The sequence below is a fragment of the Solicola agrisoli genome (assembly GCF_049059935.1).
Taxonomy (GTDB): Bacteria; Actinomycetota; Actinomycetes; order Propionibacteriales; family Nocardioidaceae; genus JAURVT01.
In genome coordinates this window covers 30,217-44,832 of the sequence record NZ_JBMGQR010000031.1, presented here as the reverse complement: position 1 = coordinate 44,832, position 14,616 = coordinate 30,217, and the positions used below count along the sequence as shown (strand labels likewise).

At 73.7% G+C, this 14,616-nt stretch carries 16 protein-coding genes; 6 read left to right on the top strand and 10 right to left on the bottom strand.

Annotation, left to right across the window (positions count from 1 at the left end):
- The coding region (locus ACI6PP_RS12555) for a phytanoyl-CoA dioxygenase family protein (protein WP_421111931.1) at nt 1-614 on the top strand (614 nt) is incomplete at its 5' end.
- 61 nt (nt 615-675) lie between these two features.
- On the opposite strand, the gene ACI6PP_RS12550 is transcribed toward ACI6PP_RS12555, so the two are convergent.
- Both ACI6PP_RS12550 and ACI6PP_RS12545 read right to left on the bottom strand, forming a co-directional pair.
- Complete coding sequence (locus ACI6PP_RS12550; protein ID WP_421111930.1) at nt 676-1,344, bottom strand: response regulator; 669 nt, start codon at nt 1,342-1,344, stop codon at nt 676-678.
- The gene (locus ACI6PP_RS12545; protein ID WP_421111929.1) at nt 1,341-2,453 is read right to left on the bottom strand and encodes a sensor histidine kinase; all 1,113 of its coding nucleotides are present in this window, start codon (nt 2,451-2,453) and stop codon (nt 1,341-1,343) included. The genes ACI6PP_RS12550 and ACI6PP_RS12545 overlap by 4 nt, the downstream gene beginning before the upstream one ends.
- A 131-nt stretch (nt 2,454-2,584) precedes the next feature.
- On the opposite strand from ACI6PP_RS12545, the gene ACI6PP_RS12540 reads away from it, so the two are divergent.
- The gene (locus ACI6PP_RS12540) at nt 2,585-3,505 is read left to right on the top strand and encodes an ABC transporter ATP-binding protein (protein WP_421111928.1); all 921 of its coding nucleotides are present in this window, start codon (nt 2,585-2,587) and stop codon (nt 3,503-3,505) included.
- On the top strand, nt 3,502-4,407 hold the full coding sequence (locus ACI6PP_RS12535; protein ID WP_421111927.1) for an ABC transporter permease: 906 nt from the start codon (nt 3,502-3,504) through the stop codon (nt 4,405-4,407). The genes ACI6PP_RS12540 and ACI6PP_RS12535 overlap by 4 nt, the downstream gene beginning before the upstream one ends.
- A gap of 70 nt (nt 4,408-4,477) precedes the next feature.
- Here ACI6PP_RS12535 and ACI6PP_RS12530 read toward each other — a convergent pair whose 3' ends face one another.
- Complete coding sequence (locus tag ACI6PP_RS12530; RefSeq protein ID WP_421111926.1) at nt 4,478-5,536, bottom strand: zinc-binding dehydrogenase; 1,059 nt, start codon at nt 5,534-5,536, stop codon at nt 4,478-4,480.
- Between the two features lie 26 nt (nt 5,537-5,562).
- On the bottom strand, nt 5,563-7,089 hold the full coding sequence (locus ACI6PP_RS12525; RefSeq protein WP_421111925.1) for a flavin-containing monooxygenase: 1,527 nt from the start codon (nt 7,087-7,089) through the stop codon (nt 5,563-5,565).
- Nucleotides 7,090-7,159: 70 nt separating this feature from the next.
- Here ACI6PP_RS12525 and ACI6PP_RS12520 point away from each other — a divergent pair, with 70 nt between their 5' ends.
- Entirely contained in the window at nt 7,160-8,167 is a 1,008-nt protein-coding gene (locus ACI6PP_RS12520; protein WP_421111924.1) for an AraC family transcriptional regulator, read from the top strand.
- A gap of 4 nt (nt 8,168-8,171) precedes the next feature.
- Here ACI6PP_RS12520 and ACI6PP_RS12515 read toward each other — a convergent pair whose 3' ends face one another.
- The 5 genes from ACI6PP_RS12515 to aztB form a co-directional block, all read right to left on the bottom strand.
- The gene (locus ACI6PP_RS12515) at nt 8,172-8,555 is read right to left on the bottom strand and encodes a bleomycin resistance protein (protein ID WP_421111923.1); all 384 of its coding nucleotides are present in this window, start codon (nt 8,553-8,555) and stop codon (nt 8,172-8,174) included.
- An 87-nt stretch (nt 8,556-8,642) separates the two neighbouring features.
- Nucleotides 8,643-9,815, bottom strand: a complete 1,173-nt coding sequence (aztD, locus tag ACI6PP_RS12510; RefSeq protein ID WP_421111922.1) for a zinc metallochaperone AztD — start codon at nt 9,813-9,815, stop codon at nt 8,643-8,645.
- A gap of 26 nt (nt 9,816-9,841) precedes the next feature.
- Nucleotides 9,842-10,777, bottom strand: a complete 936-nt coding sequence (aztC, locus tag ACI6PP_RS12505; RefSeq protein WP_421111921.1) for a zinc ABC transporter substrate-binding protein AztC — start codon at nt 10,775-10,777, stop codon at nt 9,842-9,844.
- Complete coding sequence (locus tag ACI6PP_RS12500) at nt 10,774-12,006, bottom strand: hypothetical protein (RefSeq protein WP_421111920.1); 1,233 nt, start codon at nt 12,004-12,006, stop codon at nt 10,774-10,776. Before ACI6PP_RS12500 ends, aztC begins: the two co-directional genes overlap by 4 nt.
- Nucleotides 12,003-12,881 (bottom strand): zinc ABC transporter permease AztB, encoded by an 879-nt coding sequence (aztB, locus tag ACI6PP_RS12495; RefSeq protein ID WP_421111919.1) that lies wholly within the window; start codon nt 12,879-12,881, stop codon nt 12,003-12,005. The genes ACI6PP_RS12500 and aztB overlap by 4 nt, the downstream gene beginning before the upstream one ends.
- 41 nt (nt 12,882-12,922) lie before the next feature.
- Between aztB and aztA the strand changes: the two genes are divergently transcribed.
- Nucleotides 12,923-13,564 (top strand): zinc ABC transporter ATP-binding protein AztA, encoded by a 642-nt coding sequence (aztA, locus tag ACI6PP_RS12490; protein WP_421111918.1) that lies wholly within the window; start codon nt 12,923-12,925, stop codon nt 13,562-13,564.
- Nucleotides 13,565-13,600: 36 nt separating this feature from the next.
- On the opposite strand, the gene ACI6PP_RS12485 is transcribed toward aztA, so the two are convergent.
- A complete protein-coding gene (locus tag ACI6PP_RS12485; protein ID WP_421111917.1) occupies nt 13,601-14,254 on the bottom strand; it encodes a GTP pyrophosphokinase in 654 nt (217 codons plus the stop codon).
- Nucleotides 14,255-14,342: 88 nt separating this feature from the next.
- Here ACI6PP_RS12485 and ACI6PP_RS12480 point away from each other — a divergent pair, with 88 nt between their 5' ends.
- Nucleotides 14,343-14,573 carry a glutaredoxin family protein gene (locus ACI6PP_RS12480; protein ID WP_421111916.1) on the top strand — a complete coding sequence of 77 codons (231 nt, stop codon included), beginning with the start codon at nt 14,343-14,345 and terminating at the stop codon, nt 14,571-14,573.
- Nucleotides 14,574-14,616 lie beyond the last annotated feature (43 nt).

Below are 14,616 nucleotides of genomic sequence, written 5' to 3'. Positions count from 1 at the left end.
CCGCGCTCGAGCAGATGTGGCTGCACGACGACCTCATGCGCAGCGTCGCGCTGTCACCGCGCCTGGGCGGCCTGGCCGCCGGGCTGCTCGGCGAGGCGGGCGTGCGGATCTACCACGACAACGCGCTGTCCAAGGAGTCCGGCTGCGGCCGCACCCCGTGGCACCACGACGCCGAGCACTTCCCGCTCGACACCGTGCAGGCCGTCACCGCGTGGATGCCGATGTCGGCGATCCCCGGACGCATGGGGCCGCTGTCGTTCGCCCGCGGCCGCGACGTGCGCGACGAGCTGGCCGACCTGGAGTTCGACAAGGTGGGCACCACGTACGACACCGCCGTCGCCGAGCGGCTCGCCGAGCGGGGCGTCTCCGTCGAGTCCTCGCCGTTCGCCGTGGGCGAGGTGTCGTTCCACTCCGCGCTGTGCTTCCACACCGCCGGCCCGAACCAGACGACGCAGCCCCGCCGGGCGCTGGCCACGACGTACTACGCCGACGGCGCGCACGTCATCGCGCAGCCCACCCTGATCAGCGGGACGTGGCGCGAGTTCCTGCCCGGCGTCGAGCCCGGCGGCCTCGCGGCGTCCGACCTCAACCCGGTGGTCGGCACCCGGCCCTAACTCCCGACTCCCTGGAGTTGTCGGTGCCTCGGGGGCTATAGGCCCCTGAGGCACCGACGACTCATCGGTCGGGGCGGCGGCGGTCGGCGTCGAGGCCCGACTGCAGGGCGAACACCACGAGCTGCGCACGGTCGCGGGCCTGGAGCTTGACCATCGCGCGGCTGACGTGGGTGCGGACGGTGTCCGGGCTGAGGACGAGGGCCTCGGCGATCTCGGCGTTCGAGCGGCCCGTCGCGACCCACGCGGCCAGCTCGCGCTCGCGGTCGGTGAGGTCGCCGATCCGCGGGTGCGGACGGGACGGGCGACGTCCGCCCAGCTCCTCGATCATCCGGCGCGTCACCGACGGCGCGAGCAGGGAGCCGCCCGCGGCCACCTGTCGGACGGCGTCGAGCAGGCTGGTGGGCTCGGCGTCCTTGAGCAGGAAGCCGCTCGCACCCGCGCGCAGCGCCTCGAACACGTACTCGTCGAGCTCGAACGTCGTCAGCATCACCACCCGGACCGACGCGAGCGACTCGTCCTCCGCGACGGTTCGCAGCATGGCGAGGCCGTCGGTGCCGGGCATCCGGATGTCGCAGAGCACGACGTCGGGTCGCTGCGCGCGGACGAGCGCCAGCCCCGCGTCGCCGTCACCGGCCTCGCCGACGAGCTGCAGGTCGTCCTCGCCGCCGATCAGGGCCGCCAGGCCCATCCGCACGACGGACTGGTCGTCCACCACCGCGACCCGGATCATGCGGCACCGCCGACGGGCAGCTCGGCGCGGACGGCGAACCCGCCCGCCCGGCGCCCGGCCGAGACCGTGCCGCCCAGGGCCTCGACGCGGGCGCGCATGCCCGGCAGGCCCATGCCGAGGCCCGAGTCGGCGCTCGCGCCGCCCCGTCCGTCGTCGATGACCGACACGAGCAGCACCCCGTCGGCCACGTCCAGACGGACCTCGGCACGCGACGCCGCGGCGTGCCGCAGCACGTTGGTGAGCGACTCCTGGACGACGAGGTAGGCGGCAGCGCCGACGTCGTGCGGCACCGTCGCGTCCGCGCCGCGGAAGGTCACGTCGAGCCCGCCGGAGCGCACCCGGTCGAGCAGCTGCGGCACGTCGTCGAGACCCCGACGGGGGCCGGCGGGGGTGGCGTCCGGCCCCGCGCCCAGGCGGACGAGCTGCCCGCGCAGCTCCTCGAGCGACTGCCGGCTGGTGTCGCGGATCGCCTCGAGCGAGGCCCGCACCTGGGCGGGGTCGCGATCGAGAACGTGCAGCGCCACCCCCGCCTGCATCGCGACGACGGCGAGCCCGTGCCCGACGCCGTCGTGCAGGTCCTGGGCCATCCGCAGCTGCTCCTCGGCCGCGGCCCGGCGCGTCTGCTCGGCGTGGGACGCCCGCCGCTCCCGCAGCATCGCGCCGACGGCGACGGCCGCGGCCGTCAGGGCGAGCAGGCCCGTCATCGGCCAGACGGTGCCCTCGAGCGACTGGTCGGAGGTCAGCAGCCGGGTCAGCAGCCCCGCCCACATCAGGACCACGGCCACGGCCGCGAGGACGGCCGCCCGTCGGGTGGGGCGCTGCGAGGACGCGATTAGCGCCACGACGGGCACGGTGAGGTAGACCGGCCCGTCCGCTCCCCCGACGGCGAAGTACGCGGCGATCGCCGCACCGCTGCCCAGCAGCGCGGCGTCCGGTCGCCAGGGGGCCGCGCACACGCACACCACGGCCAGCAGGAGCGGCGCGGTCGTCGCGAGCATCGACCCCTCGCGGACGTTCGTCGCGACACTCCCGCCCACGAGCAGCACCAGGAGCGGCACGACCCACAGCGGCACGGCCGACAGCCGTGCGGTCGCCGAGGTCTGCGTCATGCCCGCAGGCTAGGCGCTCCCGACCGTCGCGGCGTACTCCCGCGAGCGGCCCGCGCCTACGCGGATCTGCGTACACCGGGGCCTCCCCGCGACGGACGACGCGGCGCCCGCCGTCCGCGAGGCTCGTCCCCATGACCGAGCACGTGATCGAGACAGACCGCCTCACCAAGCACTACGGCGACCGCGTCGCCGTGGACGCCGTCAGCATGACCGTGCGCCGGGGCGAGGTGTACGGGTTCCTCGGGCCCAACGGCGCCGGCAAGACCACCACCCTGCGGATGGTGCTCGGGCTGGTGCGCCCCACGTCCGGGCACGCCCGGGTGCTGGGCATGCCGGCCGGGACGCCGGAGGTCAACGCCCGCGTCGGCGCCCTGGTCGAGGGCCCCGGGTTCTTCCCCTACCTCACCGGCCGCGAGAACCTGCGGGTGATGGCGCGCTACCGGGGCCTGGCCGACCGCGACGTCGACCAGGCGCTCGACCGCGTCGACCTCGGCGGACGCGGGCGCGACCGGTTCCGGTCGTACTCCCTGGGCATGAAGCAGCGCCTCGGCGTCGCGTCGGCCCTGATGGGCGATCCGGACCTGGTGGTGCTCGACGAGCCCAGCAACGGCCTCGATCCCGCCGGCGTCCAGGACATGCGGACGCTCGTCGCCGACCTCGCCGCCGAGGGACGCACCGTGATCCTGTCGAGCCACCAGCTCGTGGAGGTGCAGGAGATCTGCCACCGCGTGGGCGTCGTCGGCGAGGGGCACCTGCTGAGCGAGTCGACCGTCGCCGAGCTGCGCGGGTCGGCCCGGCTGAGCGTCCGCGGCGCCCCGACCGCCGACGTCCTCGCCGTCGCGATGCGCGTCGCCGGCGAGGACGGCGTGCACCTCGACGGCGACGAGGTGCTCCTCGACGTCGGCGACGACCAGGCGCCGCGCCTGGTGGCCGAGCTGGTGGCCGCGGGCGTCGCCGTCCACGAGGTGAGGCTCGTCGAGCGCTCGCTGGAGGACGTGTTCTTCGAGATGACCGGCCCGCGGGCCGCCCACGACCAGGAGGCAGCAGCATGACCACGACCCTGACCACCGCCACCGACGACCCGCGGGCGCACGCCGAGCGGCGTCCGTCGTCCGGTGCGAGCGACCTCGTCCGCAGCGCCCGCGCCGACCTGTCGCGCCTCGTGCGCTGGCCTGCCGCCTGGATCACCCTCGGCGCCTGGCTCGTGCTGAGCGTGCTGTTCGGCTACCTGTTCCCGTACCTGTCGTACCTGAACGGCGGCGGCATCGGGCCCGAGGACGGCGCCGCGCCCCTGGCCGACGTGCTGCCCGCCGCCGTCCCGTCCGCGCTGATCCAGGGCACTCCCCTGTTCGGCGGCGCGCTGATGGTGGTGCTCGGCGCACTGGTCGCGGGCAGCGGCTACGGATGGGGCACCTGGAAGACCGTCCTGACGCAGGGACCGTCGCGCACGTCGGCGCTGGTCGGCTCCCTGCTGGCGCTCCTCGCGCTGGTCACCGGCCTGATGGTCGTCAGCCTGCTGCTCGACCTCGGCATCGCGTACGCCATCGCCGGCGTCGAGTCGGGCTCGGCCGCGCTGCCGGCGGCGTCCGACCTCGGCCAGGCGTTCGGCACCGGCCTGCTGGTGATGGGCATGTGGGCGCTGACCGGGTTCTTCCTCGGCACCGTGTCGCGCAGCCCGGCACTGTCGACGGGTCTCGGGCTGGTCTGGGCGCTCGCCATCGAGAACCTGCTGCGCGGCGTCGGCGCGCTGCTCGGTGCCGTCGAGACGCTGACGCACTTCCTGCCCGGCACGGCTGCGGGCTCGCTCGTCGGCGCCGTCACCGGGGCCGACGCAGGCACGCCGGGCGTCGTCGACACGCTGTCGGGCGAGCGCGCGCTGTGGACGCTGGCCGCGTACGTGGTGGTGTTCCCGCTCGTCAGCCTGCTGCTCGTGCGCCGTCGCGACGTCTCCTGACGCCCCGGTCCCGCCGACCTGTCGGTGCGTGGTGATGCCCTGGCATCACCACGCACCGACAACTCGCGGGTCAGGCGGGCTTGCGGCGGGGGTCGACGAGGATGCGGACGGGGCTGCCCTCGCGCTCCTGGAGCTTGCGGACGCCCTCGGCGACGTCCTCCAGCGCGATCACCTCGGAGATCGAGCGCGACAGGTCGAGGCGGCCGGTGGAGACGAGGCGGGCGAGCGTCGCGATGTCGGCGACGTCGTAGCCGAGGTGGCCCCGCACCTGCTTGCGGGTCAGGTTGAAAAGCATCGTCGAGCCGAGCGACACCTCCTGCGCGCTCATGCCCACGCCCACCAGGCGCCCCCTGTTGCCGAGCATCTCCAGCGCCTGCTCGAAGGTCGCGGTGATGCCGACGGCGTCGAACGCGACGTCGAGCATGCGCCCCTCGGTGATCTCGAAGATCTTCTTCTGCAGCTCGGGGTCGCGGGAGTCGAGCGCGAGGTCGGCACCCAGCTCGAGGCTGCGGGCGCGCACGTCCTCGTCGAGGTCCATCACGACGATGGGGCTCGCGCCGACCAGGCGGGCCAGCTGGACGACGTGCGTCCCCACGCCGCCGGCACCCCAGACGCCGACGGCCTCACCGACGCGGAGGTCGGCGGTGTGCACGACGGCGCCGTAGGGCGTCGACACCGCGTCGGCCAGGATCGCGGCCTGCTCCATCGAGACGTTGTCGGGCACCTTGGTCAGCCCGCCGGCCTGCGCGACGGTGTACTCGGCCCACGCGCCGTCGTACGCGAACGCCATCAGCTGCAGGTTCGTGCAGCCCGAGAAGTCACCGCGACGGCACGAGCCGCACGCCATGCACGGACGCCCGGCGGCCGGGACGACGCGGTCGCCGACCTGCCAGCCGGTCACGCCCTCCCCCAGCTCGGCGATCGTGCCGGACGCCTCGTGGCCCTGCGTGATCACCTGCGGCCCCATCGCCGGGAAGGTGCCGTCGATCAGGCTCACGTCGGAGTGGCAGATGCCGCAGAACGCCACCTCGACCAGCACCTCTCCCGGGCCGGGCGAGGGCACCGGCACGTCGGTCACCTCGAAGGTCAGGGTCGCGGTGTCCAGGCGCTGCGCGCGCATCGTCGTCATGTCGGGTCTCCTGGGGAAGGGGCGGGTCAGCCGGCGAGCAGGTCGCGGTCGGCGGCCTGACGGGTGGCAGAGCGGGGCGTCGCCCTGAGGGTCTTGGCGAGGTTGGTGCGCATCGTCGTGGCGGCGTCGACCAGGTAGCTCTGGCGCACGCGCCACGGCCCGCTGTCGCCCTGGCGCGGGAACGCCGAGATCGAGCGCTGGACGTATCCGGCGGCGAGGTCGAGCAGCGGACGCTCCTGCAGCTCCCGGTCGGGCACGGGCTCCACCGCGGCGTAGTCGTGGGCGTCCATCCAGCCGAGCACCTTGCAGACCAGCCGCGACGACAGGTCGGCGCGCAGCGTCCACGACGCGTTGGTGTAGCCGATGCAGACAGCGAAGTTCGGGACGCCGGTCATCATCGCGCCCTGCCAGACGAACTGCTCGTCCAGTTTGACCGTCTCGCCGTCCACCTGCGGCTTGATGCCGCCGAAGGCCAGCAGCTGCAGGCCCGTGGCGGTCACCACGACGTCGGCCTCGAGCACCTCGCCCGAGCTGAGCCTGATGCCCTCGGGCACGAAGGTGTCGATGGTGTCGGTGACGACGCTCGCGTCGCCGGCCTTCATCGCCTTGAACAGGTCGGCGTTGGGCACCGCGCACAGGCGCTGGTCCCACGGGTCGTACGACGGCGTGAAGTGCTCGGCGACCACCTCGGGATCCTTGAGGATCTTGGTGGTCAGGCCGAGCAGCAGCTTGCGCGCCTGCTGCGGACGACGCCGGCAGAACTCGTAGAACGCGGTGCCGAACACGATGTTCTTGGCCCGGATGACCTGGTGCGCGAGGTCGGCGGGCAACAGCTCGCGCAGCTTGTCGGCCTTCTTGTCACGACCGGGCACGGCGCTGATCCAGGTGGGGCTGCGCTGCAGCATCGTCACGTGCGCGGCCTGGGGCGCCATCGACGGCACCAGGGTGACGGCGGTGGCGCCGCTGCCGATGACGACGACCTTCTTGCCGGCGTAGTCGAGGTCCTCCGGCCAGAACTGGGGGTGCACGACCTCGCCAGCGAAGTCGTCGATGCCGGGGAACGTGGGCGCGTACGTCTCGTCGTAGTCGTAGTAGCCGGCGCACGAGTACACGAACCCGGTGGTCATCGTCACCTGCTCGGTGCCGGCGGCCGTCCGGCGCTCGAGCGTCAGGGTCCACAGCGCGTCGTCGCTCGACCAGTCCGCGGCGAGCACCTTGGTGCCGTAGCGGATCTTCTCGTCGATGCCGAACTCGGCGGCGGTCTCCTCGATGTAGCCCAGGATCGAGGCGCCGTCGGCGATCGACTTGGCCTCGCGCCACGGCTTGAACGGGTAGCCCAGGGTGAACATGTCCGAGTCGGACCGGACGCCGGGGTACCGGAACAGGTCCCAGGTGCCGCCCATCGCGTCGCGCGACTCCAGGATCAGGTAGCTCCGGTCCGGCACCTCGGTCTGCAGGCGGTAGCCCGCGCCGACGCCGGAGAGGCCGGCTCCGACGACCACGACGTCGACGTGGTCGGGCAGGTGGGTGCTGGTCGTGGGAGTGCTGGACATGTATCCATCCTGGTCGCTTCCCCCGACGGAGCGCTTGACTCTGCACGACAGTTGTTTGACCCTGGGCGACATGTCCGTCATCCGCTCCGCCGGCATCCGCGGGTTCCGCCAGGTGGTCACCGAGCTCGGTGGCGACGCCGACGCGATGGCGCGCCGCGCCGGGCTCGACCCCGCCGCCCTGGACGCGGACGACCTGCTGGTGCCCGAGGCCGCGATGGCCGAGGTGCTCGAGGTCGCGGCGCGGACGCTGGACCGCCCCGACCTCGGCCTGCTCGTGGCGAGCCGCCAGGACCTCAGCATGCTCGGCCCCCTGGCGCTCGCCATCCAGAACTCCCCCACCGTCTCGGGCGCGATGGAGTGCACGTCGCGCTACCTGTTCGTGCACGCGCCGTCGCTCAGCGTCACCGAGGAGCCCGACCCCGACGGCGTCCGCGGCGTCTCGGCCCTGCGGTACGGGCTGCCGCCCGGTCTGCAGGCGCCGGTGCAGGGCACCGACCTCGGGCTCGGCTTCCTGCACCGCGCGATCGGGCTGCTGGTGGGCGGGTCCTACGGCCTGCGCACGGTCGACCTGCCCCACGAGCCGCTGGCACCGATCGAGGTCTACGAGGAGTTCTTCGGCGCCCGGGTGCGCACCCGTCGCCCGGCCGCGCTGCTGCGACTGCCGAGCAGCCTCGGCGACCGGCCCCTCGCCGGCAGCGACGAGGTGATCCGGCAGATGGCACTCGGCTTCCTGGCCGAGCACGCCTCCCCCGACGACACCGGCGTCGCGCCGCAGGTGCGTCAGGCCGTCCAGCAGACGCTCGGCACCACCCCGCCCGACGTCGGCGCCGTCGCGGCGTTGCTCGCCGTCCACCCGCGGACGTTGCAGCGGCGGCTCGCGGCCGAGGGCACGTCGTTCGCCGAGATCCTCGACGACGTGCGCCGTCAGGCCGCCCGGCGCTACCTCACCACCACCGACGTGCCGCTGTCGCAGGTGGCCGGTCTCCTCGGACTTTCCGAGCAGTCCGCGCTCACCCGGTGCTGCCGGCGCTGGTGGGACACCACGCCGTCCGACGTCCGTCGCGGCGCGGAGGTCTGAGCGGCTACGCCTCGGCGCCCGTCGCCACCTCGGCACCGACCCGCAGCAGGTTGCCGCTGCGGTCGACGACCCCGAACTCCCGCATCCGGTAGTCGGTGGCGACCACGGGCGTGATCCGGCTCCCGGTCGCGGGGTCCGGCACGACGACGCGGGCCCAGGCGTCGTGCAGCGCGTCGACGTCGTCGACGTAGAGGTAGCAGCTCGAGGCCGTGCTCAGGGGGTCGACGTCGGGCATCGAGAAGAAGTGGAGCCACAGGTCGCCGCGCGCCACGATCACGTACCCCCACTGCTCGGGTGGGGCGCCGCGGCTCTCGAACCCGAGGGCCTCGTAGAAGGCGAGGGTCTCGTCCAGGTCGCGGCTGGGCAGGATCGGCACGCTGCTCTCCATCGGCGGAGTCTAGGCAGCGGGCCGACCAGGGTCGAGCGCCCGACGGGCCCGCCCCGCCGCGTCGGCGGCAGCGCGGGCCCGAGGTGGTCAGGAGGCGGCGACCACGCCGCTGATCTCGTTGGGCACATGCTCCAACGACGCGGTGTCGACGACCTCGCCGGTGGTCAGGTCCAACCGGTGCAGCTCCTGGCTGGCGGGCTCGGTGACGAACGCCTCCTCACCGCGGACGAACAGCGCCGGACGGGGCTGCTGCCAGTCGATCGGCTCCGTCCACGGCGCCGTCACCGGGTGCGACGCGGTGACCTCCGCGGTCTCGGGGTCGATGACGTGGAGCCTGCCGTCCGCGCCGAGGACCAGCCCCTCACCGTCGGGCCCACGACCCAGCGACCGGAAGGTGTAGGTGGTGCCGAGGTCGAGCAGACGCAGCTCGCCGGTGCTGGTGTCGGTGAGCGAGACGCGGGTGGGACGCTCGAGCTCGGCGTCGGGGTCGGTCTTGTAGTCGCCGAGCACGACCGGCGACTCGTCCGAGCCGGCCTGGTTGCCGATCCGCCCGTAGGCGTCGGGCGACTGGACCTTGGTCAGCTCGCCGTCGCGGTAGACGAGCAGGCCGTCCTCGCAGCCGACCACGACCGTCTCGTCCTCGGCGGTCGCCTCGCCGTGCACGCCGGGGCACTGCTCGTTGCGGGCGATCTCCTCGCGGTCCTCGTCGAGCACGCGCACGCCCGAGCGGCTCTCGGCGTTCCCGATGGTCGTGACCAGCTCGCCGTTGGCCAGCTCGATCGCCACGCCGTGGTGCGCCTCGGGCGACGGGATGCTCTCGGCGTCGCCGGCGGGGTCGTCGGAGTCGAGGACGCGGACCTCGCCGGTGCCGTCGGTGAACAGCACCGTCCTGCCGGCGTGGCGCACGACGTGCCCGGGCTCGGCACCGTCGTAGGTGGTGTCGGTCATCGCGGCCTCGGCGGCGTCGAGCAGGGTGAAGCCGGCCGAGGTGGACACGAACAGGTGACGGTCGTCGCCGGCGGGGTTGATCCGGTTGAAGCCGTCCAGGGCGATGGGGTCGCCCTGCGGCTCGAGGCTCTCGCCGTCGAGCACCTGCACGCCGCCGTCGTAGGTGTAGGCGACCGGCGCGGTCGCGGGGGACGTCGCGGCGTCCGCGGCGTCCGTCGGGCCCGACCCGTCGTCGGAGGCCGACCCACAACCGGTGAGGGCGGCGAGGACGAGCACCGCGGTGGCGGCGGCGGTCTGGTGGAGGGGTGACACGAGGATCTCCTGTCGGTAGTGGTGGATCACTGCTGGGACGGAGGCTCGGTGAGTCCGTCCACGATCGTGGTGGTGTTGGCGCGCATCATCGAGACGTAGCTGTCGGCGCCCTCGCCGGGCGCGGTCAGCGACTCGGAGTACAGGTCGAGCACCCGCACGCCCAGCCCCGCCTCGTCGGCGAGCACCTGGGCCAGCCGGTCCGGCTGCGAGGTGTCGGCGAAGATCGACCGGACGCCCGCGGCGCGGACCGCTCCGGCCAGGGAGTCCAGGTCCGAGGCGCTGGGGCTGGCGAGGGTGGTGCCGCTCGGCACCACGGCGCCGACGACCTCGTAGCCGAACCGGTCGGCGAGGTAGCCGAGCACGTGGTGGTTGGTGACGAGCTTGCGGTCGGGCTCGGGGACCGACCCGAGCTGCGTGGTCATCCAGTCGTCGAGCTCGGCCAGCTCGCCCAGGTACGCCTCGGCGTTGCGCTCGACCGCGGCGACGTCGACGCCGTCGACCTCGGCGACGACGGCGTCGCGGACCAGCTCGGCCGCGACGGAGACGCGGGCCGGGTCGGTCCAGAAGTGCGGGTCGGGGTCGCCGCGGGAGTCGCCACGGTCGTAGGCCAGCGGGTCGACCTCCTCCCCCACGGCCAGCGTGGCGGCGCCCTCACGCTCGGCGCTGCGGACCTGCCGGGCGACGCCCTCCTCCAGGCCGAGCCCGTTGTGCACGACGAGGTCGGCGGTCTCCAGGTCGGCGGCCTGGCGGGCCGACAGCCCGAACGAGTGCGGGTCGGCGTTCGGCGCCATCAGCACCGACACGCGGACCTCGTCGCCCACGACCTGCCGGACGACGTCGCCGAGGATGTTGGTGGTGACCACCACCTGCGGTCGCTGGTCGCCCGAGCACGCCGCCAGGCCGGCGACGGCGACGACCGCCAGGGCCGCTGCCGTGGCCCGGCGCAGACGTGTGGCCCTCATCGGCCCACCTCGGTCATGAAGTGCGGCGTGACCTCGGTGGCCAAGGTGCGGGCCACCCGGAGGTCGTCGGCGTGGTCGATCTCGACGATGCGGTCGCCCGCGGCGTCGTTGACGTAGGCGCGGGCGAGGTCGACCTCGATGACGGGGGCAGGTCCGGCAGCAGGATCGACCGGTCCGGACAGCACGGGCCGCGAGGCGAGCACCTGCCCGTCGGTGACCGAGCGCGCCTCGAGCACGCCGTCGCGTCGCAGCACCAGGACCGACCGGTCGTCGCCGGGCGAGGCGACCGCGACCGGCGGCTGCTCGGTGGCGATCAGCCTGGCCGTGCGGGCGGACGGGTCGACGACCCACACCCCGCCGTCGCCGGAGGCCGCCACGGCGTTGCTCCCGGGTCGCACGTGCAGGGAAGTCGCACGGTCGGCCGCCGACGTCCCGGCCGGGTAGCCGATCTTCTCCGCGTCGAACACGCCGTCGCCCTCGGTGACCAGGAGCAGGCCGTCGGCGCAGCCGAACAGCACCCCGGTGCGGGCCACGGCGTGCCCCCTCAGGTCGGGACAGGCGACGTCGAGCGCCTGCACCCGCTTGCCGTCGACACCGACGACCTCGACCCCGTCGGCGAGCCGGCCGGTGCTGCTCGCGGTGGAGACGACGACGTGCTCGCGGTAGGGCACGGCCACCCCGGCGTGGGGCCCGACGTCGACGCGGGCGCTCAGGTCGAGCTCGCCGTCGTCGAGGGCCTCGCGCGACAGCACGGCGACCTCGCCGTCGCCCTCGAACACGACCGCCGCACCGGCGGCGGAACCCGCGACGCTGCCCGGTGCCTGACCTCGCACGGCGCCGAGGGCGGCGGGCACGGCGGTGTAGTAGTGGTGGTGGTCGCCGTGCTCGACGGTCCACACGCCGCTGTCCAGCACCCGCACACCGGCGTCCGACTCGGGCGCCACATAGACGAACCGACCGTCACCGGTCAGGTCCTGCACCCTCTCGTCCCGGCGGGGACCGAGCGGCTGCGTCTTCTCCGAGGCGAGGTCCAGCATGCGGGGGCGGTCGCCGTCGACGGCCGCGTAGACCAGCCGGTTCTGCGCCTCGGCCTGCTCCTGTGCGCCCTCGACGTAGCCGTGCGGCGTGGACGTGTCACCGCCCGCCGCGGGGTCGGGTCGGCCGCACGCGGCGAGCACCGTGGCGCAGGCCAGCGTCGCGGCCAGCAGGGCCGTTCGGTGGGTGTTCACGAGATCTCCGTCCTGACGGGGGTGGGCGCGTCGATGGCGACGCGCGGGGCGAGAGGGCCGTGGCGGCGCACGAGCGCGGCGACGACGGCCGAGGCGAAGTAGGTGCCGACCGCGAGGCAGGCGATCGTCGCGCCCGCGGCGGTGCGGGCGTGCCAGGAGACCAGCAGGCCGACGACGGTGGCGGCAGCACCGAGCAGCGCCGCCAGGGCCATGGTCGAGCCGATCCGACGGGTCCACACCGCCGCCGCGGCCGGAGGGCCGAGCAGCATGCCGAAGACCAGCAGGGTGCCGACGACGCGGAACGAGGCGACCATGGCCAGCGCCATCAGCAGCAGCATGACGGTGCCCGCGAGGGCCGGTCGCATGCCCAGGCCGTGCGCGACGCGGACGTCGAACGCCAGCGCCACGAACGGCCGGTGCAGGGCGGTGGCGACGAGCACCGCCACGGTGGTCGACGCCGTCAGGACCGTCAGGTCGCCGGTCGTCACGCCGAGCACGTCGCCGAACAGGTAGCCGGTCAGGTCGACCGCGAACGACTGCGACCGGGACACGATGACCACGCCCACCGAGAGCATGCCGACGAACAGCAGGCCCACCCCGGTGTCGTGGGTCAGCGACCCGCGGGCGGTCAGCATCCTCAGCCCCGCGGCCATCACGACGGCCGCGACGGCCGCACCCAGCACCAGCGGTCCGCCGAGCAGCGAGGCGACCGCGATGCCCGGCAGCATCCCGTGCGACATCGCGTCGCCGAGGAACGCCAGCCCGCGCAGGACCACCCAGGTGCCGACGACCGCGCACATGACCGACACGAGGACGCCGGCGTACAGCGCCCGCTGCACGAACGAGACCTCGAACGGGCTCAGCAACCACTCCATGGGAGGATCTAAACAGGAATGAGTCTCATTACGAAATAAGGATGACGATGGAAACGATCGCCCGGCTCGACGACGTCGTGCACAGCCACGACGGCAGACGCGCGGCGCTGGACCGCTGCTCGTTCGACGTCCCCCGCGGACGCACGACCGCGCTGGTCGGCGCCAACGGGTCGGGAAAGTCGACCGCCCTGGCCCTGCTGGCCGGCACGGCCTCGCCCAGGTCGGGACGGGTGGTCGTGCGGTCGCGGCGACCCGCCGCCCTGGTCGTGCAGCGCAGCGCCGTCGACGACCGGCTGCCGCTGACCGTCCGCGACACCGTCGCGATGGGGAGGTGGGCGGACCTGGGCTGGTGGCGTCGGCCGCGCGCTGCCGACCGTCTCGTCGTCGAGGGGCTCCTGGGCGAGCTCGGCCTGCTGGACGTCGCCGAGCGACGTCTCGGCGACGTCTCCGGCGGCCAGCGCCAACGCGCGCTCGTCGCGCAGGGCCTGGCCCAGCGGTCGGACCTGCTGCTGCTCGACGAGCCCACCACCGGGGTCGACCTGGCCACCCGCGACCGCATCGGGGACGCGGTCGCCGCGGCGCGGGCGGCCGGGACGACCGTGGTGCTCGCGACGCACGACGTCGACCTCGCCGCGGCCTGCGACCACGTCGTGACCCTGGAGGACGGCGTCGCCCGCCCTTGACCCGACGACCGGGGCCGTGGCCGCGCGTGGGCGAGCCTAGGTCTGGCGCGACTCGCGGTGCAGCTGCTCCATCTGCTGGTCCAGACGCTCGGTGGCGGCGGCGACGCCCGCGAGCTCCATGCGGAGCTTGGCGGGCACCTCGCGGTGGTACTTGTAGTGGATCTTGTGCTCCAGGCTCGCCCAGAAGTCCATGGCGACGGTGCGGATCTGCACCTCGACGCGCACCTGCTCGGTGCGCTCGGACAAGAAGACGGGCACGTCGACGATCAGGTGGAGGCTCTTGTAGCCGCTGGGCTTGGGGTTGGCGATGTAGTCCTTGACCTGCACGACCGTGACGTCGGGCTGACGCTTCAGCATCTCGAGCACCGTGTAGGCGTCGCCGACGAAGCTGCACACGATGCGGATGCCGGCGATGTCGAAGACCTTGCCGCGCACCTCCTCGATGCTCGGCCCGCAACCGATGCGCTGGGCCTTCTCGGCGATGCTCGCCGGGCGCTTGAGCCGGTGGCTGACGTGCTCGATCGGGGAGTCGCCGCCGCCGGCGTGGGTGAGCTCGCGCCGCAGGATGTTGATCTTGGTGAGCATCTCGTCGAGCCCGAACTCGTAGAGCATCAGGAACGCGGTGAGGCCGTCGGTGAACTCGAAGAAGTCGCGCACCTCGTCGGGGTCGCGCCGCTCGTCCTGGCTCACGTCCCCGACGCTACCGCTCCCGGGCCCGTCCCAGGGCGCGATCGACGCCGTTGCGCGTGCGCGGCACGGGCTGCGCGACCATGGACCCATGACCGTGACGATCTACGGCGCCGACTGGTGCCCGGACTACCGCCGCTCCCGCGCCCTGCTGCAGGCGCGCTCCGTCGACCACGTCCACGTGGACACCGACACCGAGGACGGCGCCCGCCGGGCCCGCGAGATCAGCGGCGCGAGCAGGATCCCGGTGGTCGTGCTCGAGGACGGCTCGCACCTCGTCGAGCCGTCGGACGAGGAGCTGGCCTCGCGCCTCGGGGTGTGAGGAAGACGGTCGACCACGGCTGATGGTGCGAAGCACGGAAGAT

What these genes read in the sequence shown, in the direction of transcription:
- ACI6PP_RS12550 (WP_421111930.1), bottom strand. Translation starts at nt 1,344, where the DNA reads ATGATCCGGGTCGCGGTGGTGGACGACCAGTCCGTCGTGCGGATGGGC.
- ACI6PP_RS12545 (WP_421111929.1), bottom strand. Translation starts at nt 2,453, where the DNA reads ATGACGCAGACCTCGGCGACCGCACGGCTGTCGGCCGTGCCGCTGTGG.
- ACI6PP_RS12540 (WP_421111928.1), top strand. Translation starts at nt 2,585, where the DNA reads ATGACCGAGCACGTGATCGAGACAGACCGCCTCACCAAGCACTACGGC.
- ACI6PP_RS12535 (WP_421111927.1), top strand. Translation starts at nt 3,502, where the DNA reads ATGACCACGACCCTGACCACCGCCACCGACGACCCGCGGGCGCACGCC.
- ACI6PP_RS12530 (WP_421111926.1), bottom strand. Translation starts at nt 5,536, where the DNA reads ATGACGACGATGCGCGCGCAGCGCCTGGACACCGCGACCCTGACCTTC.
- ACI6PP_RS12525 (WP_421111925.1), bottom strand. Translation starts at nt 7,089, where the DNA reads ATGTCCAGCACTCCCACGACCAGCACCCACCTGCCCGACCACGTCGAC.
- ACI6PP_RS12520 (WP_421111924.1), top strand. Translation starts at nt 7,160, where the DNA reads ATGTCCGTCATCCGCTCCGCCGGCATCCGCGGGTTCCGCCAGGTGGTC.
- ACI6PP_RS12515 (WP_421111923.1), bottom strand. Translation starts at nt 8,555, where the DNA reads ATGGAGAGCAGCGTGCCGATCCTGCCCAGCCGCGACCTGGACGAGACC.
- aztC (WP_421111921.1), bottom strand. Translation starts at nt 10,777, where the DNA reads ATGAGGGCCACACGTCTGCGCCGGGCCACGGCAGCGGCCCTGGCGGTC.
- aztB (WP_421111919.1), bottom strand. Translation starts at nt 12,881, where the DNA reads ATGGAGTGGTTGCTGAGCCCGTTCGAGGTCTCGTTCGTGCAGCGGGCG.
- aztA (WP_421111918.1), top strand. Translation starts at nt 12,923, where the DNA reads ATGACGATGGAAACGATCGCCCGGCTCGACGACGTCGTGCACAGCCAC.
- ACI6PP_RS12480 (WP_421111916.1), top strand. Translation starts at nt 14,343, where the DNA reads ATGACCGTGACGATCTACGGCGCCGACTGGTGCCCGGACTACCGCCGC.